This window comes from Chromobacterium rhizoryzae, from assembly GCF_020544465.1.
Lineage (GTDB): Bacteria > Pseudomonadota > Gammaproteobacteria > Burkholderiales > Chromobacteriaceae > Chromobacterium.
Genome location: NZ_CP066126.1, coordinates 4530526 through 4555927, shown reverse-complemented (window position 1 = coordinate 4555927; position 25402 = coordinate 4530526). Strand labels below are relative to the sequence as shown.

At 61.5% G+C, this 25402-nt stretch carries 36 protein-coding genes; 16 read left to right on the top strand and 20 right to left on the bottom strand.

Translation table 11 applies throughout. The features are described from left to right. The first annotated feature begins 20 nt into the window (after positions 1-20). Positions 21-608 carry a hypothetical protein gene (locus JC616_RS20805; RefSeq protein WP_166454033.1) on the top strand — a complete coding sequence of 196 codons (588 nt, stop codon included), beginning with the start codon at positions 21-23 and terminating at the stop codon, positions 606-608. A gap of 30 nt (positions 609-638) precedes the next feature. Here JC616_RS20805 and JC616_RS20800 read toward each other — a convergent pair whose 3' ends face one another. The 19 genes from JC616_RS20800 to JC616_RS20715 all read right to left on the bottom strand — a co-directional run bounded on the left by JC616_RS20800 (position 639) and on the right by JC616_RS20715 (position 12476). Then, a complete protein-coding gene (locus tag JC616_RS20800) occupies positions 639-983 on the bottom strand; it encodes a hypothetical protein (protein WP_227105210.1) in 345 nt (114 codons plus the stop codon). A gap of 22 nt (positions 984-1005) precedes the next feature. Further along, entirely contained in the window at positions 1006-1911 is a 906-nt protein-coding gene (locus tag JC616_RS20795; protein ID WP_227105208.1) for a BRO-N domain-containing protein, read from the bottom strand. Positions 1912-2159: 248 nt separating this feature from the next. After that, positions 2160-3272 carry a hypothetical protein gene (locus tag JC616_RS20790; RefSeq protein WP_227105206.1) on the bottom strand — a complete coding sequence of 371 codons (1113 nt, stop codon included), beginning with the start codon at positions 3270-3272 and terminating at the stop codon, positions 2160-2162. Between the two features lie 66 nt (positions 3273-3338). Beyond that, positions 3339-3593, bottom strand: a complete 255-nt coding sequence (locus JC616_RS20785) for a pyocin activator PrtN family protein (protein ID WP_166454037.1) — start codon at positions 3591-3593, stop codon at positions 3339-3341. A 10-nt stretch (positions 3594-3603) separates the two neighbouring features. After that, complete coding sequence (locus tag JC616_RS20780; RefSeq protein ID WP_227105204.1) at positions 3604-3849, bottom strand: hypothetical protein; 246 nt, start codon at positions 3847-3849, stop codon at positions 3604-3606. Positions 3850-4036: 187 nt separating this feature from the next. Beyond that, positions 4037-4291: a hypothetical protein gene (locus JC616_RS20775; protein WP_227105202.1), complete on the bottom strand. Its 255-nt coding sequence runs from the start codon at positions 4289-4291 to the stop codon at positions 4037-4039. Next, positions 4288-6342, bottom strand: a complete 2055-nt coding sequence (locus JC616_RS20770; protein WP_227105200.1) for a DNA cytosine methyltransferase — start codon at positions 6340-6342, stop codon at positions 4288-4290. Before JC616_RS20770 ends, JC616_RS20775 begins: the two co-directional genes overlap by 4 nt. Then, the gene (locus JC616_RS20765; protein ID WP_227105198.1) at positions 6339-6866 is read right to left on the bottom strand and encodes a hypothetical protein; all 528 of its coding nucleotides are present in this window, start codon (positions 6864-6866) and stop codon (positions 6339-6341) included. Before JC616_RS20765 ends, JC616_RS20770 begins: the two co-directional genes overlap by 4 nt. Beyond that, positions 6863-7030, bottom strand: coding sequence for a hypothetical protein (locus JC616_RS20760; RefSeq protein WP_227105197.1), 168 nt, complete (start codon positions 7028-7030; stop codon positions 6863-6865). The genes JC616_RS20765 and JC616_RS20760 overlap by 4 nt, the downstream gene beginning before the upstream one ends. After that, positions 7027-7698, bottom strand: a complete 672-nt coding sequence (locus tag JC616_RS20755; RefSeq protein ID WP_227105194.1) for a hypothetical protein — start codon at positions 7696-7698, stop codon at positions 7027-7029. The genes JC616_RS20760 and JC616_RS20755 overlap by 4 nt, the downstream gene beginning before the upstream one ends. Next, positions 7695-8234, bottom strand: a complete 540-nt coding sequence (locus JC616_RS20750) for a phosphohydrolase (protein ID WP_227105192.1) — start codon at positions 8232-8234, stop codon at positions 7695-7697. Before JC616_RS20750 ends, JC616_RS20755 begins: the two co-directional genes overlap by 4 nt. After that, positions 8231-8923 (bottom strand): 3'-5' exonuclease, encoded by a 693-nt coding sequence (locus tag JC616_RS20745; RefSeq protein WP_227105190.1) that lies wholly within the window; start codon positions 8921-8923, stop codon positions 8231-8233. The genes JC616_RS20750 and JC616_RS20745 overlap by 4 nt, the downstream gene beginning before the upstream one ends. Continuing rightward, positions 8920-9261: a hypothetical protein gene (locus JC616_RS20740; RefSeq protein WP_227105188.1), complete on the bottom strand. Its 342-nt coding sequence runs from the start codon at positions 9259-9261 to the stop codon at positions 8920-8922. The genes JC616_RS20745 and JC616_RS20740 overlap by 4 nt, the downstream gene beginning before the upstream one ends. Positions 9262-9340: 79 nt before the next feature. Beyond that, positions 9341-10243 carry a DUF2303 family protein gene (locus JC616_RS20735; protein ID WP_227105186.1) on the bottom strand — a complete coding sequence of 301 codons (903 nt, stop codon included), beginning with the start codon at positions 10241-10243 and terminating at the stop codon, positions 9341-9343. Positions 10244-10273: 30 nt separating this feature from the next. After that, positions 10274-10651, bottom strand: a complete 378-nt coding sequence (locus tag JC616_RS20730) for a hypothetical protein (RefSeq protein WP_191185916.1) — start codon at positions 10649-10651, stop codon at positions 10274-10276. A 26-nt stretch (positions 10652-10677) separates the two neighbouring features. Continuing rightward, positions 10678-11001, bottom strand: coding sequence for a hypothetical protein (locus tag JC616_RS20725; protein ID WP_227105185.1), 324 nt, complete (start codon positions 10999-11001; stop codon positions 10678-10680). Positions 11002-11163: 162 nt separating this feature from the next. Further along, positions 11164-11334 carry a hypothetical protein gene (locus JC616_RS20720; protein WP_166454049.1) on the bottom strand — a complete coding sequence of 57 codons (171 nt, stop codon included), beginning with the start codon at positions 11332-11334 and terminating at the stop codon, positions 11164-11166. A 2-nt stretch (positions 11335-11336) separates the two neighbouring features. Next, positions 11337-11471 carry a hypothetical protein gene (locus tag JC616_RS24545; protein ID WP_256477428.1) on the bottom strand — a complete coding sequence of 45 codons (135 nt, stop codon included), beginning with the start codon at positions 11469-11471 and terminating at the stop codon, positions 11337-11339. Between the two features lie 330 nt (positions 11472-11801). Then, positions 11802-12476, bottom strand: a complete 675-nt coding sequence (locus tag JC616_RS20715; protein WP_227105183.1) for an XRE family transcriptional regulator — start codon at positions 12474-12476, stop codon at positions 11802-11804. A gap of 129 nt (positions 12477-12605) precedes the next feature. Between JC616_RS20715 and JC616_RS20710 the strand changes: the two genes are divergently transcribed. The 4 genes from JC616_RS20710 (at position 12606) to JC616_RS20695 (ending at position 13768) form a co-directional block, all read left to right on the top strand. Beyond that, complete coding sequence (locus JC616_RS20710; protein WP_227105181.1) at positions 12606-12866, top strand: YdaS family helix-turn-helix protein; 261 nt, start codon at positions 12606-12608, stop codon at positions 12864-12866. 322 nt (positions 12867-13188) lie between these two features. Next, entirely contained in the window at positions 13189-13383 is a 195-nt protein-coding gene (locus JC616_RS20705) for a hypothetical protein (protein ID WP_227105179.1), read from the top strand. Then, entirely contained in the window at positions 13380-13610 is a 231-nt protein-coding gene (locus tag JC616_RS20700; protein WP_227105177.1) for a hypothetical protein, read from the top strand. Before JC616_RS20705 ends, JC616_RS20700 begins: the two co-directional genes overlap by 4 nt. Further along, on the top strand, positions 13607-13768 hold the full coding sequence (locus JC616_RS20695) for a hypothetical protein (RefSeq protein WP_227105175.1): 162 nt from the start codon (positions 13607-13609) through the stop codon (positions 13766-13768). The genes JC616_RS20700 and JC616_RS20695 overlap by 4 nt, the downstream gene beginning before the upstream one ends. Here JC616_RS20695 and JC616_RS20690 read toward each other — a convergent pair. After that, the gene (locus tag JC616_RS20690; RefSeq protein WP_227105173.1) at positions 13749-14000 is read right to left on the bottom strand and encodes a hypothetical protein; all 252 of its coding nucleotides are present in this window, start codon (positions 13998-14000) and stop codon (positions 13749-13751) included. The two genes, JC616_RS20695 and JC616_RS20690, sit on opposite strands and share 20 nt — an antisense overlap. A 54-nt stretch (positions 14001-14054) precedes the next feature. Between JC616_RS20690 and JC616_RS20685 the strand changes: the two genes are divergently transcribed. The 11 genes from JC616_RS20685 to JC616_RS20635 all read left to right on the top strand — a co-directional run bounded on the left by JC616_RS20685 (position 14055) and on the right by JC616_RS20635 (position 25389). After that, positions 14055-16703, top strand: coding sequence for a DUF5906 domain-containing protein (locus JC616_RS20685; protein WP_227105171.1), 2649 nt, complete (start codon positions 14055-14057; stop codon positions 16701-16703). Between the two features lie 398 nt (positions 16704-17101). Continuing rightward, positions 17102-17626 (top strand): hypothetical protein, encoded by a 525-nt coding sequence (locus JC616_RS20680; protein WP_227105169.1) that lies wholly within the window; start codon positions 17102-17104, stop codon positions 17624-17626. A gap of 430 nt (positions 17627-18056) precedes the next feature. After that, on the top strand, positions 18057-18338 hold the full coding sequence (locus tag JC616_RS20675; protein ID WP_227105168.1) for a hypothetical protein: 282 nt from the start codon (positions 18057-18059) through the stop codon (positions 18336-18338). 99 nt (positions 18339-18437) lie between these two features. Next, complete coding sequence (locus JC616_RS20670; protein WP_227105167.1) at positions 18438-19118, top strand: hypothetical protein; 681 nt, start codon at positions 18438-18440, stop codon at positions 19116-19118. Positions 19119-19130: 12 nt separating this feature from the next. Then, positions 19131-19301: a hypothetical protein gene (locus tag JC616_RS20665; RefSeq protein WP_227105166.1), complete on the top strand. Its 171-nt coding sequence runs from the start codon at positions 19131-19133 to the stop codon at positions 19299-19301. 94 nt (positions 19302-19395) lie between these two features. Further along, positions 19396-19929, top strand: a complete 534-nt coding sequence (locus JC616_RS20660) for a terminase small subunit (protein ID WP_166453428.1) — start codon at positions 19396-19398, stop codon at positions 19927-19929. Beyond that, positions 19868-21868: a phage terminase large subunit family protein gene (locus JC616_RS20655; RefSeq protein WP_227105165.1), complete on the top strand. Its 2001-nt coding sequence runs from the start codon at positions 19868-19870 to the stop codon at positions 21866-21868. The genes JC616_RS20660 and JC616_RS20655 overlap by 62 nt, the downstream gene beginning before the upstream one ends. A 38-nt stretch (positions 21869-21906) precedes the next feature. Further along, positions 21907-22167 (top strand): gpW family protein, encoded by a 261-nt coding sequence (gpW, locus tag JC616_RS20650; protein WP_227105164.1) that lies wholly within the window; start codon positions 21907-21909, stop codon positions 22165-22167. 167 nt (positions 22168-22334) lie between these two features. Further along, a complete protein-coding gene (locus tag JC616_RS20645; RefSeq protein ID WP_264372988.1) occupies positions 22335-23840 on the top strand; it encodes a phage portal protein in 1506 nt (501 codons plus the stop codon). Next, positions 23837-24697 (top strand): S49 family peptidase, encoded by an 861-nt coding sequence (locus JC616_RS20640; protein WP_227105159.1) that lies wholly within the window; start codon positions 23837-23839, stop codon positions 24695-24697. The genes JC616_RS20645 and JC616_RS20640 overlap by 4 nt, the downstream gene beginning before the upstream one ends. Positions 24698-24729: 32 nt before the next feature. After that, on the top strand, positions 24730-25389 hold the full coding sequence (locus JC616_RS20635; protein ID WP_227105157.1) for a hypothetical protein: 660 nt from the start codon (positions 24730-24732) through the stop codon (positions 25387-25389). The last annotated feature ends 13 nt before the right edge of the window (positions 25390-25402 follow it).

Genomic DNA, 25402 nt, shown 5'->3' with positions numbered 1-25402 from the left:
CTGCATGCTATTCTCGCAGCATGGCCAGTCAATATAACCACATCTTCCGTCAGCTAGTCCCCCCGGATTCTTCGGACTTCGTGGGGATGGTTGCGTATGCTTTATACAAAAAGCAAAAAATCGAGTGGGTTGAGCATTTTCAGAAAGAAAATGACGGCCGCGAGCCCACGCCGGAAGAGCTGAAACAATTTCATTGTGTCAGTAATATGGCGTCACAGGTTGCGGCTTATCGCGAGCAGGCAATCGCACTGTTGGATGAGTTTCTGGACTACGCTCTCAGCGACAAAGTTGAGCAGCTCAGGCAGAACATGCAGCAGGATGCACTGGTTCAAGCGGTCTTGGCGTCGGAAGGAAAGGTTCTTCAAGGTCAGCAGAATCACCAGAGTGATGTCCTGCAGGCCATAAAGAAACCTTTCTATAAGGTTGTTTGGGAAAATGTCGCCGCAGGAATTGTCGCCTCGCTCGTAACCCTGGCTGGTACCGGTCTGATCTGGCTTGCTGCAAAGGGGCCGGAAAAGTTGATGCGTGAAGCAATTCAGAACATGACTCAAACACAGGCAGCCGATGCGAGTGCCCCCTTGGCACAGTCTAAGTCTGCTAAGCAGTGAAAAAGCCGGCCATGTGGCCGGCTTCTTACTTTAGGCGCCCTCGCCGTATTTCATCCACAGCCCCATACCAAACACCGCCCCGAACACTGCGCCGACCAGGCGGGTTTTCACAATCGAGGCCAGGAGCTCTTCCTTCGCGCCGCTGGCCAGCAGCGCGATCTGCTTTTCATCGCTGAGCGCAGCCCACAGCAGATCGCCGCCCTCCTTGAGTAGTAGCAAGCCGGCGAGCACAACGCCGGCAGCCAGGAAAGCGTAGAGGATGCTGCGCCCCATCATATCGGCCACCAGTGCCCCGAAGGCGATGATAAAGGCGATCAAGAAACCGGTGCCGAAGAAGGCCCAGATATAAGCCGAGAGCTGGTCAAAAAATCCCATCTTGTTCTCCTGTGGTGACAGATCAAAGCTGCGGAATCAGCGGCTGGTCAAGCCGGCGCACAGACTCGGCGCCGTCGAGCACGCGGAGCCGGCGTGCCATCTCATTCAGCAGGTCGGCCGCGGCCTGGGAGTCCCTGCAGACCAGCTCAACGACGTTCGCGTCCACCACATTGCAGCTTTCAATGTTCTGCGCGCCAATCAGCTTGCCGTCCCGGCCGACCACTACCAGGTAGCGCCCCTCGGGCAGGTTGGCCAGCCGCTCGGATTGGGTCGGCGTGGCCGGCAGGCAGTCCCCTTGCCGGGCTAACTGGGTTCGCTTGCTTTCGAGCCGGGCCTCCACGCGGCGCGAAAGTTCGTTGGTGCCGATGCGGCTGACCCACTCGAGCGCTCGCTTGCCCTGTCCTTCGGTCATTTCGTCCAGCGATGCCGCGCTGAACTCGCGGCATACTTCTTCCTCAAGCAGGGTCCAGAATTCGCTGCGATATTGACCGGCCAGCACGTCATGTACAAAGCCGAGGCGTTTGACGATAGCCTCGCGGGTGGCGGTGAACATCCGCGAGCTGTCGGCTGGCGCCGCCTGCGCCAAGTCGTGGCTGACTTGGTCGAGTACATCGAGCACCCAGCGCCGGAACGCTTTGGCGACCGGCGTGCGTGCAAACATGGCGATGAGGTGGGTGCCGCGCAGCGAGAAAATGCGGACCTCTTTCTCGGATTCGCCGTTGCCGAAACCCTTGACCGTCAAATTGACGGTCAAGGTCATGTTGTCGGTGAATTCGTCCTTGTTGCGTTCGTAGATACGGGCAACAGAGTCCTCGCGGGCATAGCCGAGGGCGCGTGCAATGTCGCCCGAGCGGAGCCACGGTTGGCCGCTTCGGCAGACAACATCAAACGGGGTGTCTTGGAAGGTAAGAGAGTTGGAAGTGGTCATGTGACCTCCATGGAATTTAGAGTCGGTGACCACCAAAAATGGTGGCCGGGGGCACTCTCGGATCCATGGGAACCGCGTCACGCCTTCCCCTTTCGGGTCTTCTATAGCGTGTCTCTGGCCCGGCCATTGAGGCGTAGGCGCCCGACGCGCAGGTGCGCGCAGGCACAAAAAAAGCGCCAAATTACGGGGGCGTGAGGACCGCCATGGATTTTGAGAGGTCTCCAGTATCCCGCGTCTGGCCAAGACAGTCAAATCGTAGCGCATTCGAGCTCGGGGTAAAGCTTTTCCGCCTCGCGGTTGAGCTGATGCACCCGCTCTTTCCAGATCGGGTCGGTGGGTGGGGTGAAGTTATATGTGCGCCCAACTCGATGTGAAAACTCAATCGCCTCCAGCATTATCAGGTCAGGATGGGCTGCGAGTTTGCCTGGCAGGACGACTGAGGCGTGCTGCCCAAGCTCTCCCACCAGATCCTCGTAGAAGATCGACTCCACGAAGCGCGCCAGCTTGCCGTCAAAGCTGGCGAACCACACCGTGTAGGCTCCGCCGCCGATGTCGAGCGTTTCGCTTCTGAGCACCATGTTGAGGAAGCTGATGTCGCAGGCGCCGTTGTGCGCCAGGCGCTGCAGCTCTCGTCCCGAAACGCTGATCTTGTCTCGGACGAACGGGGCAAAATTGTCGATCAGGCGGTTGCAGTAGGCTCGTTCCTGGGCGTTGAGTCGCCAGCCGCTTCTCTTTGCCCGGGCCTCCAGATCGCCGAGCACAATCCTGGCAATCAGCATTTCCTTGGCGCTGAAGCAGTCTACCCACTTGCGCATCAACGATAAAAACCGGTTGTACCGCTCCATGGGCGTGGTCAGCGCCTGGTCGTTGGCGGCGATCAACATGCATAGCAGCAGTAGGTAGGGCATGCGCCGGACCATGGCTTCGTCTTCTGGCATGCATTCGATGCAACCGATGGTAGGGGTGCGTTCGCGGCGCTCGCCATTTGGGTCGTGCGGATCGTCGATTAGGCCCGGGGCATACATGGTCCAGAATTCATGGTACTGCCTGACGATATTGTCGAATGCAGCCGGTTCCAGTTCTGGCAGCACAAAGCCTGGGCTGATCGAGATGGGGATATGGTTGGCGGTGGCCTGACTCACTAGTTTGACCAGTTCGCCGAGGCCACTCTTTGCCAGGAGTTGCTGATTTGGCGCGCCTTTAGTTACTTTGACGTGCCGTGCGATGTCGAGCACTACATTGGTGTCCAGCACAAGACTGGTTCCCTTGCGCCGCGATAAGTCCCGCTGCATCTGTTCGAGATTGCACTCGGGGGTCTCATTGCGGCGGCGGGCTATTTTGATGAAATTCAGTACGGACATCGGCTCTCTCGTCAGTTGATCAGCATATTGCATATGCCGTCACCCCGGAGCCGATTCAAGAGGTGGTTAGAGTTGGCTTCGTTCCCAGCTTTCTTTGGCCGACTGCCTCTGCTTGTCTATGAACTGGGCCAGATCGTCAATATGGACCATGACTGGTGCTTTCTGGCTTTCGGCCAGCCGCATGGTAGGCACCGGCAGGGTATTCAAGTTGGCGCGCCGGCGCGCTTCTGCCGGACTGAGCCCGAAATACTCCTCGCAGATATCATCCAGCTTCAGAACGGGCCGTTCGTATTGGGCCATGAGCAAGAATGCAGTTTTCATTGTTAATCCCTTATCTCACATGCGCCCAGCTTTCGCGGCGCAGCATCTTCTCGACAGTTCTCACGTGGAGCCCAAAACGGCGGGCCAGGCCGGCGGCGCTGTAGTCGCGGTTGAGCCGCTCTATCAGCCTCTGCTTGCGGGCGTGAAGACGGCGAATTCTGGCCACCACCGCTTCGTCCGCCTTCGCCTGCGGCAGCTCGGTGCCGTGCTTGGCATAGAGCCGGGCGCCGGTGGACTGCCATTCGCGCCGATCCATGTTGTGTTTGCTGCCTCTCATCAAAAGACCCTCTCTTTTTCTCCCCAGTCGCCCAGCTTCCATTCGTGCTGTCCGGGTATCCATTTCTGTCGAGTGCAAGTGGCGCCTGGGCTCTGTGCCGGCCGGCGCGGGCCGACGTAGACCTCTTTTCCATTGAGCCATAGTGAGTAGCGGTAGATTGGCTCCATTAGAACTGGCCAAGAATGAACTTGGACATGCAGTCCAGGCAAATCCTGTACTCTCCCCAGAAACTCCCGTCGATGCGTGCCCGCTCATGTCTGTAGCGCTGTCCAGCCGAGATGAAATGGTCCTGCTTTCCTGTCAGGCCGTAGCACAGATGCTGTTTCCGTGCTGTGCGGATCTTAACGTTTCGGCAGGCAATCTCTGCTTCGTCGCCTTGAAATGGATCGGCGTTAAGGTAGTCGGCGTCGGAGTGGTTCATGCCGCCGCCCTTTCCCTTTGTTTCAGCTCTGCCAGCGTCCACGCCGCCAGGTCCATGCAATTGGCAGCGATCAGCGCCTCGGCCGGGCCGGGGCTCACGCTGTTGCCCACCATGCGCACCTGCGCCGTCTTCGTGAACTTCCGTCCATCATGGCCGCGGTCGATGATGTAGTTCGGTGGGAAGCCTTGGCACAGATACAGCTCGCGCGGCGTGAGCATGCGCAGGCAGATATCCACGATCACATAAGGCTCGCCCTTCACCCACACGGTGACCAGCGCCAGCCGGTCGCGCGTGGTGGCTGTCGGCATGGGCTGATCCAGGCCGCTCACGTTGTCGGTGCCGTAGTAGCTGATCAGGAAACTGGCACAGCGCAGGGCAGCATCCTCGTGCTCCTTGCTCAGCAGGTATGACGCGACGGCGTGATGCTCGGCGCCGGCGGTGAGCGTGGACATCGGCACGTCGAACTCCCGGCCGAAGCAGTTGCGGCGCAGGGTTACTAGGTGCGCGGCCACCAGTTGCTGCTGGCTGCCGGTGGTTGTGATCGTGGTTGCCGGTTCGTCCAGGCCCCGTCCAGCCGTCTGATTGAATCCGCCGTTGGCTTGCATCATGTAAGCAGTGGCCAGGTGGCGGTGATTTTCAGTCAGCACGGTGCCGAGTGGCTGCTCTACGCTGGCCGGCTTGCCGCTGTAGCTCGGGCCACCGGCGCCAACCAACACGGCACTGGCGAGCGCCTGGCCGCCGCAGCCAGATGCGGTAATGGTGTTCACCGGGCCGGTAATGGGCTTGCTGCCGTCGCCCCAGCGCTGCGCCCGCCCGGGCTTGCCTTCTCCGTGGGCCGCCTGCACAAGCAAGGCGCTGGCTAGCGCGTGCTTGCGCCCGCCGGCAACGACCGTGCCCAGTGGCGCCTCAATATCCAGCGCACGGGGCGCCTGTCCTGGGCGTTCGCCATAGCCAGCCTGCACCAGCACTGGGGTAGCAACAGCGATTTCTCCACGATGGGCCGCAGTGATCGTGCGCATGGGTTCCATTGAGTCGTGCACGCGGTCGCCGCCCTGATGTGTCAGCGGCACCAGCGAGGGTTGCGCCACAGCGAAGCTGCCGCCCTTTGGATGGGCGGTGATGGTATTAAGCGGCTGCTCAATGTCGTGCACGCCGTTGCGGTTGCTCCAGTTGGCCAGCTCCACGATGAACGGTTTGGGGTTGTTCAGCACGAACTTGTGCATACCCTTGGCGATCCTGCGCAGCGTAGCATCGGCCAGCGGTTTCTTGCGGGTGAAGATGGATTCGCCCAGATTGCTGAAATCGATGTGCTCGGCGGTGGCGCGGTAGGCTTTCTGGCCGCGCAGAGGCTGCTTGAAGTGGGTGGCATCTGGCCAGACGATTGGCCGGCCGTCGCGACGGGCGAACATGAACAGGCGGTCGCGGGTCGTGGCCTTGCCGTAATTGGCCGCCACCATGCCGCTGGTTTCAAACTGGTAGCCCATCTGCTTGAAAATGCGCTCGAAGCGGCGCCACGTCCGGCCGATGTGCTTCGGGTCTGGCACCAGGAACTGCTCCTGCACCGGCACGCGCTCACCCGGGGCGGCGACGGTGCCATCCAGCCGCATCACGCGGCCGGTCTGCTTGCAGCGCTTAGCGATCAGCGGCCCCCACTGCTTCATCTGGTGCACGTTTTCCATGCTGATGCTGCGCGGCTTCACCTGTCCGGCCCAGCGCACCATCACCCAGCCGAGGCCGCGTATTTTCTTGCTGCGCGGCTGGCCGCCGATGGCCTGGCTGAAATGCGTGCAGTCCGGGCTGCCGTGCAGGTGGCCAACTGGTCGCCCGCGGGTGGCTTCGTGCGGGCAGACTTCAAACACGTCGGCGCAGTAGTGTTCTGTCTGAGGGTGGTTCGCCATGTGCATCGAGATGGCGTCTTCGTCGTGGTTGATGGCGATATCGACGTGCCGGCCGAGGGCTTGTTCGATGGCAGTGGACATGCCGCCGCCGCCGGCGAACAGGTCGACGATGATCTCGTTGTCCATGCCGAGCAGGAATTGGTCGCGGATCATGCGGCACCGCCTTCTTGCTTGGGGGCCTCGGCGAGCATGGCATTGAACATGGCGATCACAGCGCGGCGGTCGCCAGTGCTGATGCCTGGCCAGCGCAGCCACACGCGGATGCCGGCGTCGATGGCCTTTTCCCATTCCGGCGCACTGGCGAAGTTGGCCGTGACCGGGATAAACGGCAAGCCCTGTGCCGCCGGTTGCCGCTCCTGTCCAGCAATTGCCGCGCAGATATGTCCCCAATGCTCCGGCGAAATTCCGCTCGCTTCGCCTTCGCACTCGTAGCCGGTGGACGCCACCAGCTTGTAGGTAAGCATGGCGGTGTCGCCATCCTGCATGGTGGGTTGCTTGAGCTGGCTGGCGAGGGCGGCTTGCCAGATTGCACCGGCAATCGCCGGCGTGATGGCGTCGCCCCAGTTCACTCCATCGGGAAGTGCCTCGCATAGCTCCTCAAACGCTGACCGCTTTTGGTCGGCCGGTTCGCCTGTGGAAAGCCCTGCTGTATGAACAGTTTGCTTGTCGGTGTTCATACTTCACCCCCATCGCTTTCAACCAGGTCAGCCGGGTAGCGCGAATCGCAGCAACCCGGGCAGCCGCATTCCGCGCGCGGCAGGCGCATGGTTTCGCACTCGTCCGCCGGCGGTGCCGAGCGCAGGGTGACGTGGTGGCCGGTATAGGCTTGGTATTGGCTCATGCGACACCGCCTTTCGCGGCGATGATGGCGGCACGCGCCTTCTCCATTGCCTCAACCTGCTCTGCGGTGAATTCCTCGCCGTCAAACACGGTCCACAGATACGACAGCGCCGCCAGCAGGAGGTCGCGCTGTTGCACGGCCTTGAGGTGATCCTGCAGCCCGGCCTCTTCCAGCGCCTCGTCGATGCCGGCGCCGGTCTCGTAGTAACGCTCGAGGTCTTCGGTGGCAACCGATTTGCATGCATTCCACGCGGCGGCAACCCGCCGCGCTCTTGCGTAGTTTTCTTCCGGGGTGAATTGCTTTTCGTGGCCTCCGCCGAGTGTGGCTATGACAGGTCGGCCGTCATCCTGCAGGATGCGGTTTGGAAACTGGGTGCACACTCGCCATTTCCCTGATTTGGCATGGTCGGTTTGCTGTTCGCCCAGGACGAACTCATCGGCGGCTGCGGTCCAGATTTCCTTGATGGTGCTCCAGGAGACCATGACTTTCTGCTCGTACGTCACTTCCCCGTCGCAGATTTCGCAGTCGGCATCGGGATCATTGGCGCAGCAGTCCGGGCAGGTCTGGGTGATGGTTTCGTAGAACACACCCGACAGCAGAGCCTTGGCGCCGTTTTCTGCCGTGAGTCGGTACGGCAGGAGGACGAGGCGGTTGTTTTCGTTGCTCACGCTGCGGCCCTTTCCCCGGTCAGGTGCTCGAAGGTGGTCAGGAACATGTCCTTGGCGCGGTGGTTGCTAGCCGCTTCAATGGTGTTCGGCAGGGGACTCAAGCCGGCAAGGCATGGCCACGGTGCGTGGTGGGCCGGCATCAGGTCGCGCTTCTCGGTAGCCAAGGCAACCAGATCGGCTCGCTTGATTTCGGGGTGGCGGAACAGAGCCGGCTCAATGGCAAACGCCTTGGCGACGGCGAGCATGATGCGGTGCTCAATGCAGGCGTAGCCTTCCAGGTGCGGCTTGACCGGGCTTGCTACGTCGCAGATGAACGCCTCGCTCGCGTCGTGGAGCAGGGCGGCCAGCGCCAGCTCGGCGGGCACGATATTGCTGACGATGACGCAGTGCTGCGCCACGCTGTAGAAATCGCGGGTGTGCCCGTTGAAGCGGCAGATGTTCGAGAGCGCGTGCGCGATGTCGTTGATGTTGATGGCCGCTGGGGCCGGGTTGATCGGATCGAAGGCGATGCCGCTGTAGGTGAGAATCCAGCTCATGATTGTGCTCCTATGGGGATGAGTGTTCCGGCGCCAAACGGGGCCAGTGCCATCAGCTCTTCCACCTGGTCGGCGGTCAGGCTGAGTTCAATCAGTGGTGCGGGGATATGGATGTGGGTTTCGACGACCGGCGCGCGCGTTATTGCCTCAAGCAGCGCGGCCAGCAGATACGCTTCGTGCTCCGCGTCGTCGATCGCCACGTGCGGGGTCAGGTGCTCGGGGAATTCCGGCAGCTTCACGTCGGGCGCTAGCTGCTGCACTAGGCCCTTGGTGCTGCGCAGGCAGCGGTTGCGCCAGTACGGCCAGCGCAGGCCGCACTGCTTGAAAGCGTCCTGCAGGGTGGCGTTGTCGAAGTCGCTGCCGTTGCCCCAGATCGGATAGGGGTGGATTTCCAGCCAGGCAGCCAGCGAGTGCATGGCGAGCCAGAGCGACAGGCGCGGCCGTTGCTCAAATGCTTGCCAGATGGCCGGGTCTGATTGCTTGCCCCACCACTCCCAAGTGTTCTCGCTCTGGGTGCGGCCCGGCTGGTCTTGCTGGAAGAAAAATTCGAGGTGACGGTACCAGCGCGACAGCACTGTCACGCCGGCGTCGCTGATTTCTACCGCGATCAGGCCGGCTGTCAGGATGACGGCGGACGGCTGGGTGTCGAGCGTTTCCAGGTCGGCGACGATGTGACGGGTCGGCTTCATGCTGCGAACCCCCAGAAATGAAAAATAATGTTGTCCACGTAGATCAGTGCGGCACGGTCGGCTCTATCGACGTACCAGCCCCTGCCGTGCTGTTTGCAGATCAGACCCAGAGTGATTTCGCTGGGGGCGTTGTTGAGGTGGATGGAAAACGAGACGGTCACATCGCCGTTTGCGTGGGCGCTCAGGCGGCAGCAGGGTTCTTTTACCTTGAACTCAATGCCGGCGGCCTCTAGGTCCGCCAGCAGGTTGGTGGCCTTCTCGAGGTTATTTTTCAGGTCGGCCAGCTTGGTGGTGATGCTGGCCTCGATTTGCTCAAAAATGGGGGTGAGCGTTGCCATGGTTGTCTCCGGTGGTCACTTCCCGAAACCGCCGCACCGCAGCGGCTTGAGGAAGCCGGCCCTGGTGGGCTGGGCTGGGTTACGCCGCCTGATTCAGGCGCGGATTGCCCTGCAGGATGATCAGCCCGGTGGCCTCGGCGATCTTGCCGATCTCCTCCTCGGCCGCCGCCTGCAGCACCTTGTCCTCGCGGATCAACTCAAACCAGAACGACAGCTTGCCGTCGCGCACGCGGTAGCGCAGGCGGGCATCAATGCGGAAGCTGCTGCCATTGAAGAACGGCGGGATGCCGATGCTGAAGCGCTCGAACAATTTCATTCTTTCGAGGGTGGCATCGTCCTCTTTCTGGACGAAGGTCAGTTCGGCGCCGCCGGATTGCAGGCGGATATTCGATTTGAAGCGGCTGTCCTGGTTGGCTTCCAGATTCATCGCCATTTCCAGCATTTGGGTGCCGTTAGGCATGCCTTCCACGCTGGCGATGTCTTGCAGGTTGTCTTCGATGAACGTGGCGAATTCAACCTGGCTGAAGGGCTTGCGGTTCATGCCGATCCAGCGTTTCCATTCGACAGACTGCAGCGGGCTGTACGCCGCGGTGTGATCGCGCCAGCCGGTTCTGTCGGTGCCCTGGTCGTTGAAGATGGCAACCAGGTCCACCTTGCTGGCCTGGTAATCGGCGTCGCAGTAGATGCTGGTGACGCCCTCGGCCTTGTGCTGGTTGATGTAGTGGATGAAGCTGGCGGCGTCATGCAGCACAACGCGCCCGCGCTTGCGCAGCGGTGCATCCAGATGCTTTTCCAGATCCTGCAGTTTCAGGTCGGTCAGCACCTTGGCCTGATAGCCGTTCGGGATCATCAGCACCGGCAGCTCGCCGTCGGCCAGGGTTTTGATGGCCACCGATCCGAGGTGCGGCTTGGCAGCGGCATCGAGGATGGTCTGGATGTTGTCGAAGGCTTTCAGGGCTTCGCCTTGGATCATTTCGCTCATGGGTAGGTCCTTGCAGGGTTAGGGGTTGCTTCAAGCGGTTTTGAGGGCGCCGCGATCTTCCGCGACGGTTTTGAGGGTGGTGCTGGAATCGGCGGTGGCAGTCGGCACGGTGCGCAATTCGAGCTGCTGCTGGCGCGGGTCCTCCGTCACCAGGTTCCCTTCCGGGGTGGCAAACAGCATCGTTTCGCGCGAGTCCGGTTTCGGCAGCGAGAGCTTGATCTCGTCTTGCACGACCATGGCGCCGCTGCCGCGGGTAGCTTTCTTGAGGGACAGGGTCAGCGTCAGCTTGCCGGCACGGCCGGTTTCGTCGACGGCGGTGACCAGCTTGTTGAGGGCGTCGCTGGCGTCGTCGATGAAAGTGCCGTGCCCAAGGCTGCGCAGGGTGTCGGTAATGGGGCGAATCGACATCGTGGGTTCTCCGGGTTGGTGCTGGGTTAGCTGGCTGCCAGGCAGGCGTCGACCGCCTCGCGGATGGCAAAGGTGACTGCCTTGCCGCGTGGAAAGCGGGCAAAGCGATCGAGATTGATGACGCGGAAGGCGCGCACGTTCTGGTGCAGGCCCGACTTCTTCACCACCACCACCAGCTGCTTGCCGAGCCCCGGGGCCGGTGTCAGTAGGCCGGGAACGGCTGCGGCCGGATCGAGGCCGTGAACCTTGGTGGCGGCGTGGTGGTGCTGCTCGGCGATCTGCTTGGCGACATTCGCCACGCGGGCTTTGTCGCTCGCATGGCCGCCGGTGATCAGCAGGACTTTGGGCATGGACTTCTCCTTGTGAGGGTCGGGGTGGGGCGCCGAGCTAGGCGCTGGCCACGTAATCAGCGAGCTTGCACGCCGCGAAAAACAGCCCGGTCGCAATGGCGCCGCGAAGGATGCCGACGATGAGTGCGCAGGCCAGATTCCAGGTGGAGTGCAAGGTGCGGGTCACTGGAGCGCCTCGCGCTCGATCCGGCGGTCTTCGATCGCGCGGCGAGCTGCGGCACGGCGCTTGTCCGCTTGGGTGAGCGCAGGTGGCAGCGGGCCGCCAAGCTCTTTGCTGCGCTGAATGGCGCGGCGTTCCAGATAGTCGGGTTGGGGGTAGTGACGGGTCGCCATGGTTAGCCCTTCTTGATCGCAGGGAACACAGCGTTGCCATTTACGAAAAATGGGCTTTTGATGACCCAACCATCAGCGCGCAGTTGGCGCGCGCACTCGTCCGTTAGGAACTGAGAGGGGATATCCAAGGCTGCCATACCATCTCCTAAACATCACGATTTGTGATGTATGAATAATCACGCAATGTGATTTACGGGTCAACCGTTTTTGTGATGTGAATTCGTATTTGTGATTTTTGTGGCGGGCGGGCAACAAAAAACCGGCTGCGGGCCGGTTTTTTGTGATGTTGAGCTTGCTGGGCGTGAGGGGGTGGACGCAATTAGAGCGCGTCAATTAGGTGATGCCGCTGAGCGCGCGGCACTCGGCCTGCGCTTCGCATGGGTAGCTTATTGTGTGGAATTGTTGGGCGGGCTGACTTGAACGGGCGGTTTGGTGAGGAAGGGTGCTGCGGGCGCTTGCGCGCTAGATTAACCGCCGCGCCACACCACGCGCCCAAATATCCTAATGAACTCGGCCTGTTCGGCGGAAATTTCGATGTCGCGGTACCGTTCGTTGTCCGAGTGCAGGATTATGGTGCCGCCGGGCTGCTTGAAAATACGCTTGATGAACCACTCGTCATCGAAGCACACAGCGTACACCTCGCCGTCTTTCGGGGCGGTGTCGCCAGTGTCGATCATGACCGTGTCCCCATCCGCCAGGTAGGGCTGCATTGAGTCCCCGCGCACGTATAAAGCCTTGAGGCTCTTGGGGTCCAGGCGCCGGGCGTTAATGAATCTGCGGCGGAAGGCCAGGGGGTCTTTCTCGTGAACGACCCAGGCAAGATTGCCGCAGCCTGCCGACAGCCTAAGGTCATGCCGCTCGACAAAGATATAGTCCTCAGCATCCAGTTCATCCGTCGCTTCGTATGACACGATGAGGCCGGTTGCGGTGGGAGACTCTTCCTCGCCGAATAGGATTTCCTTGACGCTGACGCGCAGAGCCTGAGCGATCGCTTCCAGATCGCTCAGGCTGGGCTCGCGCTTATCGTTCTCGTACTGGCTGATGCGCGACTGGCTGCCCCACCCGCACAGCTCAGCAAGTTCCGGCTGTTTAAGCCCGGCTTTCTCGCGCAGTTCTTTCAGACGTTTGCCGATGTGTAGCACTTTGTTTTCCTCCTGCCTCGAAAGTTATCACATCCTGTGATTAATTGAAATCACATGTCGTGCTGCAAAATAATCTCAATTTGTGATTTTCGCGTTTACTGAATAACAAAACGTGATTATCATCGGCGCATGAATACAGAACTCATCAAGGACATCATCCAAGACGCCGGGGGTACCAAGGCGGTCGCGATCGACCGCGGCATCAATGAGTCTGCGGTCTACAACTGGATCGCCCGCGGCCAGATCCCCGCAGACCATTGCCCCAGCCTGGAGCGCCTTTCCGGTGGTAAGCGCCGCTGCGAACAAATGCGTTCTGATGTCGAGTGGTCTGTGCTCCGCGGCTCGTCTGCCGCGCCGATTTCCTCCTCTGCTGCTTCTTCTAACCCTTGAGCGGCAGTTTGCCGGTGTAGCCGGCTTTTTTTATTCATGGCTTCAGCCAGTCGGCTGGGGCGGGCGGTAAGCCGCCGCGCGCCGGAAGGTGCGGAATGCACAGCGGGGTATGCAAATGCAACACGCGACTGGTGCTCTGGCTGGACTGGAATACGGCCCCGCCATTTGGTTGATGGATGTGTGATGTTGACGCCCCGCCCTTTCCATCTGCGAAGGCTGAAAGTGCGAGCGTGGCAGATTCGAAAGTTGCCGCCTGATCAGCGGCAGCAAGCCGGCAAGAGCCTGCTGAGCGAGATCAAGAATTACCTGGACAAGTTGAGCGATGGCACAAACGTATCGCGATCCAACGTTTGATGAAGTAGCAGCCCGGGAGGCGAGCTCGCAGCGTGCCGAAGCGTTGGCTGCTGAGCGAGCTGCCCGAGCGGCTGAGCGGCGCGCCGATCCGGCTTATACAGCGATGCGGCGCCGCAAGATCGCCCGCATTTTGAAGCGGGTGAAGCTTGGGCTGTTGAAGTGACCTGGCGCACGGTGGGCCTGGCTGGTCAGGTGTTCGACGGGCCGTCTTGCTATGTGAATGCGTGGGACATCGGTTTTCAGAAGGAGCTGCGCCGGATCGCCGGCATTCGTAGCCTCACTGAGCGCCGCAGGGCATTGAAAGATATCGAGGCGCAGAGCGACGCGCCAGCGCGGAAACGGATGGAAGCAGCGCTGGCAAGGCTTTGGGCCGGAAGGGGTACTCAATGAAAAGCAAATTGGCAGAGCTGCTGGTGACCCAGTATGGCAAACCGGGCGAGAAGCACCGCAAGACGGTGGTGCGCGAAGAAACGCTGGCGCGGCCGTTTGGGCCGCATAAGGCTGCGTTCTATGGGGTGCTGGTGCCGGTTATAGCTCCTCGTCGCTGAGCAGCATGTCGAGCGTAGTAGTGCACCAATGATCGAGGTAGGCCAGTGTTTCATCCGACAGAACCGACTCCGCGTTCATCGTGGCGAGCATCCTGGCCGACTCCTCACGGAAGTGATTGGCGATTTCAGCGCGCCGAGCGCTGGTGGCAATGACTGATAGCAGCAGTGTTTGTACGCCCATCAGGTTGCCGGTGAGCTGGTTTAGACGGGATTCGAGTTCGTTATTGTCCATGGCGTCATTCCGTGTGATGCCAGTAGTGTAAAGCAGAAACAAATCGGAGGCGAAATGGCGGCTACGCTGGAGGGAGTGCTCAACCAGTTCCGCGACCGGGGTATGCCCGATATCGGGATTACTGACTTGCGGGCGGATGGCAAAAAGCATGTCTATGGGCCGAAGAAAAAGGCGTTCTATCGTCTATTCGAGTACGTGGCGCCCAGTACCGGAAAGGTGTGGGTGGCCGGTGCGTTCGGCTATAAGGACGAGCACTGGAAGGTCGAGAAAGAAGAATTCTCGGACACGTTGACGCCGGAAGAGCGTGCCCAGGCGCAGGCGGAATGGGAGCGAAAGCAGCGCGAGCAGCGTGAGCGCGAAAAGCGGGTGCACCAGTTGGCGGCCAACCGCGCGCGGGCGCAATGGGATCGGTCGGTCAAGGATGGCGAGTCTGCCTACTGCGTCCGGAAGCAAATTGCACGTGCCGAGAGCTCGCGCTATATGACCGACCATGGCTGGGAAAACTGGCTGATCATTCCGCTGGTCCGTTACGACGAGGCGCGGATGGTCGGCGTGCAGAAGATTGCGCCGGCAACGCCGGCTGACGGGATCGGCAAGCGATTCACCAGGGGATTCGACAAGATTGGCTCCGCCTGCAGGCTGGGTGATGAGCCGATGGACGGTGACCTGATCCTGGTGGCTGAGGGCTACGCTACGGCGGCCAGCGGGCGCGAGGCGGTCGAGTATGCGCACCCGGTGTTCATGGCGCTCGATAGCGGCAACCTGCCGCCGGTAGCACGTATCCTGCGTGCACGCTACCCGAATAGCCCGCTTCTGTTCCTGGCCGATGACGACTACCTGCCGAAGAAGAACGGCGACCCAAATCACGCCGGCCAGAAAAAAGCCGCGCAGGCGGTGCAGTCGGTAGGCCACGCTGCCTTGGTGCTGCCTCGTTTTACCGCGGCCAGGCGATCCGCTCGCGATGATGAATCCCTTCCTGAACTGACCGACTTCAACGACCTGCACGTGGCCGAAGGCATTGAACCGGCGCGCGAGCAGATCCGGGCAGCGATTGAAGCGCTACTCTCCCCGCCCCCACTTGAGGAGGTGCCGAACGGCGATTCGGCGGCGACTGTCGTCGACAACCCAGAGGGGGGTGAGGGGCCGGCGGCGGCTGATATTGAAGCCGAGCTCTATAAGCACTTCGCCCTGGTTGAGGGCAAGACGCGCGCGATCGACAAACGAAACGGGGTGGAATACAGCAAGGCGGCGCTCAAAGATCGCTATGGCAAAGATGCCGTGGAGGCGTGGTTGGCTCGTGACAATAAGCTGCTGATGACGCAGGCCGAAGTATCGGCCATGAAACGGATGCGCGAGCAAAAGGAGCGGCGCACGGATATCGAGCTGATTGAGAACCTGAAGCGATATATCTACCTCGATGGATCAAGCAACATCTGGGATGAGCAGCTGCGCAGGGTAATCGATCAGGCGTCGGCCAAGCTGGCGATGGGGAGCTATTTCAAGGTGTGGCTTGATGACCCGAATCGGAGAAAGCTGCCGTTTGACGCCATCCGCTTCGAGCCCGGTCGCGATCTCGGGCCGGACTACATCAACTTGTATCGTGGTCTTCCGCTCGTTCCGGAGCGGCCAGCTGGAGAGTTGCCGCGGGATTTGTGGGCGCTGGTGCCGCTGTTCCCCGCCTGCGAAAACATCATTGTGCTGCTGCATCACCTGTGCAACTGGCGCTCCGAAGTGGTCGAGTGGATGATCAACTGGATCGCCTACCCCCTCCAGAATATCGGCGCCAAGATGGACTCGGCGATTCTGATGCATGGAGATATCCATGGCTCTGGCAAGTCCATGTTCTGGGAGCTCTGCGTCAAGCCGTTGTACGGTGAATACGGCACCACGCTCGGTCAGCATCAGCTCGAAAGCCAGTACACCTCCAGCCGCAGCCGGCGCCTGTTCATTCTGTTCGAGGAGGTGTTTGCCTCGAACCAGAAGTACAGCCACACCGGGGTGCTCAAGCACATGATCACCGGCAAGACCCAGACGATCGAGAAGAAGTTCGTCGATTCCTGGGAGGAGGAGAACCACCTCAATGCGGTATTCCTATCCAATGCCATCCAGCCGTTCCATGTGGAAGCACACGACCGGCGCTATATGGTGCTGTGGCCAGGCGAGAAGTTGCCGGACGAGTTGAAAACAGCGGTGAGCTACGAACTTGGCAATGGTGGGCTCGAGGCGTTCTATGGCTTCCTGATGTCGGTGCCGCTGACGTTGGCGGCCGGGCGTGATCCGGACGGGATTGAGAAGTTTGATCCGCACACACAGCCGATGATGACGCCGGAGAAGTCGCGGTTGATCCGCTATGGGCTGTCTGGCTGGGAGCTGTTCTATAGTGAGTGGCTGCGTGGCGATCTTCCCGTGCCCTTCTTGAGTTGTATGGCCGACGACCTGGTGGCGGTTTATCACGTCTGGTGCGCAAGGTCTGGTGAGAAAGAAATGTCGCGCAACAAGTTCGTCAATGCCATGGCCACCAAGGTGTCGAAGGCGCGGCGGCGCTGGCGGTGGAAGGGCATGGCTGACTCTAAGCAGGATCAGATATTCAAAGTTGGTCGAGAGGGCATGGGGCTTGCCGAGATGGATTATCTGGGCGACCATATATCCCAGTTCCGCCATGCCATGCGCGATGCCGAAATCAGCCTGCCCGACGACCTCTAAATGTGCACGATGTGCAATTAATGGGCAGGTTGTTGTGCAGGTTTGAAACTCAATAACGACGCGGGTTTGTGCAGGATGTGCAGGGAAAATGGTCATGCGCGCAGGCGCGTGGCCTTTTTTGTTTTTCCCTCTCCCCATTTAAATGTTTTTGGCGGTGAAAATAATATCTCGTGTGCGCGTAAAAACAGCCTGCACAGGCTGCACAACCTGCACAAAGCCCCGTTGTTATTAGCTTTGCGGATTGGCGATATTTGCACATGGCCATGCACAGGGGGTGCACGGGTATTTTTGCAACCCTGCTGGCATTGAACTTGGCCTGTAGTAAAATACTGATTAATAAAAGAAAGCCTGGCTTGACTGGGCTAAGGAGTCTCCAAGGGTCTTCACGGAGGCGAACTGTGAACCGTAACCAAAATATCGACGTTGTATCTATCGTCCGGAAGGCGATTGAAGTTTTATCCGCAGCAGGTGGCGCCAAGGCCATCGATTACGGGCGTGGTCCTGGCGGCCGGGAGTTTGTCGGCGCGCTGGTGATGGATGTGGAGGCGGCTTCGGCCATCAACGAGGCCATGATTCTGCTGCCGCCCGAGCACAACCTGGCGCTGATGTGGAAGGTGCTCAACAATGACCCGCGTGATGGCTGGGCGGTTTGCCAGGATCTGGCATGCTTTGCCTCCCATCACCTCGGGCCAGCCGGTGATAAGTTCGGGCGGGAAGGTCTGCTGTACTGGGTTCGCCATTGGGCGCGCCGCGACGGAAGCTGCCGCGAGGCCGCCTGGCGATTTGGCTCCTCCTATGACACCCATAACCGTTACTACCGCGAGGTTGTCCAGCCGTTGCTCAACGGTTGGTTCGTTGCCGCCAGGGGCGCTCTTGAGCCTGTCATCGAAAATTATTACCTATCCGTTCGGGATGCTGCTTGACAGGGTAAAAATCTGACAATAATATGCAATCTGCAGCGACCCAAATTGCGTCTAAAGCCCGGAGAACCCCTCCGGGCTTTTTGCATTTCGGGCACCAGAAAGGCGGCGACCACGGCCAGCAACCGAGCAAAGGAAGCGGATGGGTGGAGTTGGCGAAAGGCGAGTTACCCAGCCAAGGATGGCGCACCAAGCGCATGGGGTACTGACCGGGTGGCGACCGGATAACGCATCAGCAGCCCTACTTACGACGACATCGCAACGCAATCAGCCGGACGAGTCATGCCAAACCGGACCCGGACGCTGTAACCGGGATCGAGTACCTCTAGATCGCCTCCGCTTGGGCTTCTTGCCTGGGCGCGCCACCCTTCGGGGTGGCACCCTTCCAGCCCCGCGCATCGTCGCGGGGCTTCTGCTTTCCAAGGAGCATCACATGTCGAAGCCGTCTCAGCCGTTTGCCCGCGCGCTCGCGTTCAGCCAGGCGCTGAGCGCCATCATCAACCTGCCGCTGGCGCTGCGGATTGCCAAGCTCGCCGAGCTGGGCAGCTACCAGTCGCAGGGCAAGGGTAAGGGGCGCTTCACGGGCAAGTTCAGTGCCAAACGCATGCGCAACTCCAACAAGGCGTTTGAGCATGCCAGCGGCTGCGGCCCGCGTGAGGTTGCCCGCCGGCGTCGCCAGATCGAGCGCGGCATGCTCCAAGCCTCTCCAGCTTAAGCCCTGCCAGATCGCAGGGTTTTTTGTTTCCGCGCGCGGTTGGCATAGGAGCCATAGAACCTACGGGTGATCCGCGCGCCCCCATTCGAAAGTCCGCCCATGGCTGCCAGCATTTCGGTATTGACCAATGCCCGGGAGCTTCAGCGCAAGCTGGGCGCCGTTGCCCGCAAGCAACTGCCATTTGCCACAGCCCAAGCGCTCACCGCGGTGGCGGGGCTCGTCCAAGAGGGCGAGACCAGGCTGCTGGTAGAAAAGCTCAAGAACCCGTCGCCCTTCACTCGGAAGTCGGTGGGGATGCGCGGAGCGCGCAAGAGCAACCTGGAGGCGCTGGTCTTCATCAAGGACAGGGCCGCCCGCTACCTGGAGCCGTTCGAGGATGGTGGTGTGCACCGGCTGGCCGGTCGTGCGCTGCTCAACCCGAAGGACATCAAGCTGAACGCTTACGGGCAGCTTTCGCGCGGCACGCTGGCCAAGCTTAAGGCGCGGCCCGACATCTTCATCGGCCCGGTGAAGACCAAGAGGGGCGTGATCAACGGCGTGTGGCAGCGGCCTACCGATACTCGCCGCGTCACGCTGCTGAACTCCAAGGGCAAGCGGCTGGGCAGGCTCAACAAGGCCGCCGAGCAGCGCGGCCATCTGAAACTGCTGATCCGCTTCGGCGATGCACTGCCGGTCAAGACTCACCTCGGCTACCGAGAGCGCGCGCAGCAGATCGTCGCCCGCAACTTCAATCCCGAATTCGACAAGGCGCTGGCCAAGGCGTTGGCCACCGCGAAATGACCCGGAGTCCATATGAAAGCCTTTGCTGCGCTGTTTGCACTGATTGGGCTGTTTGCCACGTCCTATTTCTCCATGGTGTATGCGTGGGGGCTTGAGGTAAAGAGCTGGCCAGCTTTGATAGCTGGGTACGTTGCCCTCTTTGGTTTCCAGGTCATCGCCAGCGCTTTGGGAAAAGGTGACTAGGTGATCGCCACGGGTCCTTCCTAGGGGGTCAAGTCCCGAGGGCATTGCGCGCCGCGTTTCCTTTCTAGTCACGAGGTTTTCCATAGGGGGTTATATGGTGCACGGCCTTGCCCGACCCGGCACTCAAGCCGAGTTCGGCCACCTGGTTGGCATCAGCCAGCCCGCCGTCAGCGACTTGGTCGCGCGCGGCGTGCTGCCCCCCGGTGCCAACCTGATCGACTGGCTGCAGGCGTACTGCGCGAACCTGCGCGAGCAAGCAGCGGGCCGGGCGGCCGAGGGCAATGGCCCGAGCCTTGTCCAGGAGCGTGCCCGGCTGGCCAAAGAACAGGCTGACTTGGTGGCGATGAAGAACGCCCGCGAGCGCCGCGAGCTGGCACCGGTCTGGATGCTCGAGGTGGTGCTGGCCGGCGTATCGCGCCAGATCGCCGGCATCCTCGAGGCGATCCCCATCAACTTGAAGCGGAACTCCGGTTCGATCACCACCAAGGACCTGGAGTACATCACCCGCGAAATCACGACTGCCCGAAATCTGGCCGCGTCGGTAGAGTTTGACTGGAGCGAACTGGATGGACAGGAGCGAGATCCAGAAGGCCATTCAGCGGGGCCTGACCCCGATGGGGGCACCTGATCCGCTGACGCTGTCTGAGTGGGCCGCCGAGCATTTCTACTTATCGGCCGAGTCCTCATACGTCGAGCAGAAATGGGAAGCCTACCCGCCCCAGGTGGCGGTGATGAACGCCATCAGCAACGACGACATCCGGGAGGTGGACTGGATCAAGTCCGCCCGGGTGGGGTACACCAAGATCATCCTGGCGGCCATGCTCTACATGGCCGAGCACAAGCGGCGCAACCAGGCCATATGGCAGCCGACCGACGACGACTCAGACGACTTCGTGAAAACCGAGCTGGAGCCGGCGTTGCGCGACGTGACCGCCATGCGCAAGGTGTTTCCGCAGTATCTGGCCCGGCACAAGAGCAACACGCTCAAGCAAAAGAAGTTCGTCGACTCAATCCTGTTCACCAAGGGCGGCAAGGCCGCCAAGAACTTCCGTCGAATCTCGATCGACACCGGCTTCCTCGATGAGGCCGATGCTTTCGACCGAGACGTAGAGAAAGAGGGCGACCCGTTCACCCTGGCCAAGAAGCGGACCGAAGGCGCCACTTTCCCCAAGATGGTGGTGGGCAGCACGCCCAAGCTCAAAGGCTTTTCGCTGATCGAAGACCGGGCGGCGCTGGCCGATGTCCTGCTGCGTTTCCACATCCGCTGCCCGCATTGCGGCGAGTGGATCACGCTGCAGTGGGGCGGCAAGGACAAGCCGTTCGGCTTCAAGTGGGTCAATGGCGACCCAGAGACGGTCGCCCACCTCTGCGGCGAATGCAGTGCCCTGTTCACCCAGGCCGATTATCTAACCGTCTGGGGTTCCGGGCGCTGGATCAGCGATTCCGGCATCTGGACCGCTGATGGTATCCGCTTCTACAACGCAGCGGATGAGGAGGTGCCGGTACCGGTCCACGTCGCATTCCACATCTGGACCGCCTACAGCCCGCAGGCCACATGGGCCGACATCGTGCGCGAGTTCCTGGCCGCCGCCGAAAAGGCCAAGGCCGGCGACATGTCGAAGATGAAAACCTTCGTCAACACCACGCGCGGCGAGGTATGGGAAGAGGATGTCGAGAAAACCGACTCTGACGCCCTGGCGGAACGAGCTGAGTCCTTCCCGCTGCGCGTGGTGCCGATGGGCGGCCTGGTATTGGTGGCCGGCGTCGACGTGCAGGCCGACCGCTTCGAAGTGATGGTCTGGGCACTCGGCCGCGGCGAGGAGTCCTGGACGGTCGATTATGTCCAGCTGCATGCCAACCCCGCCGACGAAACCGAGTGGGACAAGCTCGACGCCTACCTGCAGACGGCCTTTCCGCACGCTGCCGGCAGCATGCTGACCATCGAGGCGGCTGCAGTGGATACCGGCGGCCACTACACCCACCAGGCTTACAACTTCTGCCGCCAGCGCGCGCGCCGCAAGATTTTCGCGGTCAAGGGCGATAGCCAGCAGGGCAAGCCGATCAAGGGCCGCAGTTCGTCGCAAGACGTGAACTGGCGCGGCAAGGTGATCAAGCGCGGCGTCAAGCTGTGGCTGGTCGGTACCGACACGGCCAAGGACTTGCTGCACGGCCGGCTGCAGATCGTCGGAGCCGGCCCAGGTGCGGTGCATTTCAGCAAGGAGTTGCCGGAGACGTTCTACAAGCAGCTCACGTCGGAATACCGGGTGCTGGCGAAAACCCAATCGGGCGATCAATACCGCTGGGTGAAGCCGTCCGGCAAGCGCAACGAGGTGCTGGACTGCACGGTGTATTCGATGTTCTGCGCCCAGCAGCTGGACCTGCACCGCTTTACCGACAAGATGTGGGAGAAGCTCGAAGCCGCAGTGCAGCCGCCGAATCACGATCTGTTTGCCGCTGCCCCGGCCCCGGCCCCGCTTCCTGAAAAGCCGCTGGAACGACCGGTGGACGCGCCGGCGCCGCGCCATGATCCCGCCCCGCGCCGATCCCGGATTTCCCGGTTTGCATAGCCAGCCCGCTTCGGTGGGCTTTTTCTTTGGAGACAGTCTTGTTCAACCCGAACACGAGCCTATTGGCCGGCATGTCGACGGCGGCCCTGCAGCAGGCGCTGCAGGATGCCCAGCAAGCCTATATCGATCTGTCTACCGGAGCCAAAGGCGAATCCTTCTCCTACACGCAGGGGGATGGGGCTAAGTCGGTGACTTACACCCGCGCCAATATCGGCCAGCTGCAAATGCTGATCAGGCAGCTTCAGCAGCAGCTCGGCATCATCCCGCGCGCCCGGCGCGCTATCCGTCCCATCTTTTAAGAATGGTCGCTCCCATGATCCTTGACTCTACAGGTAATCCGATAGCGCCCGCTGCGCCGACGGGAGCGGCGTATGGCCGGGCTAGGGCCGATTTAGGCCCCGGTGCCGCCCAGGCGCCGTATTCCAGCGTGTTCCCTTACGAGGCTTCAAGCTGGCAGACGCAGGAAATGGGCGACTGGCTGCCGTGGATTCGCTCTCCCGATGCTGAAATCAACCAGTTCCGCGACCGCATGGTTGCCCGGAGCCGGGATCTCGCTCGAAACGATGGCTGGGCCGCCGGCGGCATCACCCGGATACTCGACAACACGGTGGGCGCCTCCATGCGCCTGGCGGCTAACCCTGACTACCGGGCCTTGGCCGCTTTGACCGGCAACAGCAAGTTCGATGCGGTCTGGGCCGAGGAATTCCGGCGCGCGGCCGAAGGGCTGTGGCGAGGGTATGCCGACGATATCGGCCGCTATAACGATGTGTCGCGCCAGTTGACTGTGTCGCAGCAGTTGCGCTTGGCGCTGCGGCACAAGCTGATCGACGGTGATTCGCTGGTGGTCGCCTACTGGCTGCCTGAGCGGATCGGGCGCGGTGGTGCGCGCTATGCAACCTCGTTCATGGTGGTCGATCCTGATCGCCTGTCTAATCCGTACCAGATGGTGGACACCAAATACCTGCGCGGCGGCGTCGAGATCGACGACTATGGCGTGCCGGTGGCCTACCACATCCGCAAGGCGCACCAGAACGACTGGTACAACTCGGTCGAAAGCATGCAGTGGGAGCGCGTCGAGCGCGAGGACGAGGACGGCTGGCTGCGTGTTATCCACGATTTCGAGCGTGACCGTGCCGGCCAGAATCGCGGCATTGGCGTGTTCATCCCGGTGCTGGCGCGCTTCAAGATGCTGGCGCGGTACTACGGGGTAGAGCTGCAAGCCGCCACGATCGCCGCGACGTTTGGCACCTACGTCACCAGCCCGTATGACCCTGAGCAGGTCGACGACGCGCTCAGCGATGGCGAGTTATCGAACTACCAGCAGTTGCGCTCCGACTGGGCGAGTGAGCGGCCGGCGATGCTTAACGGAGCGCGCATCCCGACGCTTGCACCGGGTGAGACGATCACCTCGGTGGGTGCCGCGCATCCGCACAACGGCTTCGGAGAGTTTGCGCACGAAATGCTGCGCACCTTCGCGGCGGCATCCGGCGTGTCAGCCGAGCAGATAACTCAGGATTGGTCGAAGACCAATTACTCGAGCGCGCGCGCCGCCTTGCTGGAAAGTTGGAAGACGCTGACCCGGCGCAATACGGAGTTCAAGATCGGCACGGCCACCCCGATGTATGCGTGCTGGCTACATGAGGCGATGGACCGGCGCGATCTCCCCTTGCCGAGCAATGCTCCGGACTTCCTCGATGCGCGCACCCAATATTCGCGCTGCGACTGGCTGGGGGTGGCCCGTGGTTGGGTCGATCCGGTCAAGGAAAAGCAAGGCGCCATCTTGGGCATGGATGGTTGTCTTTCCACCCTCAAGCGCGAGTGTGCCGAGCAGAGCCTCGATTACGAAGAGGTTATCCAGCAGCGTGGCGCCGAGAAAAGGCTGTTCGAAGAGGCCGGACTGCCTCCGCCCAAGTGGTTCGGTGATGGTGCCGCCGATGCCGCTCAACCCCCAGATGAGCCCCAACCGCAATGATCAACTATCCCCATCTTGCCCAGCGCCTGTTCAACGTACCGATCGCGATCACCCCGCAAAAGGCCGAGGTCGTGATGGCCGCGCTGGCCGACCGCTTCGGCATTGCCAGGCTGTTCCGCGCCAACGGCGATGCCGTCGCACTCGATGGCTTTGGCTACGACAGCGAGCCTGCCCAGGACCGCGCCTATGAGGTGGTCGCGGGAGTGGCCATCATCCCTGTGACGGGGACGCTGGTACAGAAGCTCGGCACCATGCGCCCGTACTCGGGCATGACCGGCTATGACGGCATTCGCGCCAACCTCAGCATGGCCTTGGAAGACAAGGATGTGCGCGCAATCGTGCTTGATATCGACAGCCCCGGCGGCGAAGTTGCCGGGTGCTTCGACCTGGCCGATGCGATCTTCAAGGCGCGCGGCACCAAGCCCATCTGGGCAATCCTGACCGAGTCGGCCTTTTCCGCGGCTTATGCCCTGGCCAGCGCCTGCGACCGCATCATTGTGCCGCGCACGGGCGGCACTGGCAGTGTCGGCGTGATCTGTATGCACGTCGACATGTCGAAGGCGCTCGGCGCCGCCGGCATCACGGTGACGCTGATCCACTACGGCGCTCGCAAGGCCGATGGCAGCGACATGCAGCCGCTTTCGAAAGAAGCGCTGGCACGCTTCCAGGCGGATGTCGACGCCATGGGGGAACTGTTCGTCAAAACGGTCGCCCGCAACCGCAAGCTGTCTGCTGCCGTCGTGCGCGGTACGCAGGCCACCACCTTCCTTGGCGCCGAGGGCGTCGAGATTGGCTTCGCCGATGCAGTAATGGCACCGGATGAAGCGTTCCGCTCCCTGCTCGCCGAGCTGGGTTGAAGTGCTCCTGTAACTCCTACCAAGAGGTTTCTATGACTAAGCTTTCCCGCGTGGCGAGCGCGCTCTCGTTCGCCCATCTCGCTGGCATCGGTTCGTTCAAGGGTAAGCGCGCCCGTGCCGACGATGACCAGGATGACCGCCGTCCGGACGATGAGGCCGACGACGAGAGCCTGGACGAGCGCGAGCAGGACCGCGACAACGGCGACAGCCGCAAGAGCAAGAAAGGCCGCCGTGCCGACGACGACCGCGACGACGAAGAGGCGGACGACGATCAACTCGATGATGGTGAAGACGACGACAACAAAGGCAAAGGTGCCAAGCGCGCCCGTGCCGACGATGACGACGAATCGGCGGAGGACGACGAGCGCGACGACGACGAAGACGAGCTGCGCGGCAAGAGTTCCGCCGCCTCTGCCCGTCGTCGTGAGCGTGCCCGCTGCGCCGCCATCATGGGGTCCAAGTACGCGGCCGGCAACCCGGTGCTGGCTGCCAATCTCGCCTTCAACACCTCGATGACGCGCAAGCAAGCCGTCGCCGTGCTGCGCGACACTCCGGCGGCCTCCAGCCCCGGTCAAGGTCGCTCGGCTCGTAATCCGGCCCTCGGTGCCGGCGGCGAGCGTTCGGGCAATTCCAGGGCGGCTGCTGCATCCAGCTGGGACACCTCGATGCAGCGCGCGCGGCCCGGCAAGTAACCCCTTTCACCAT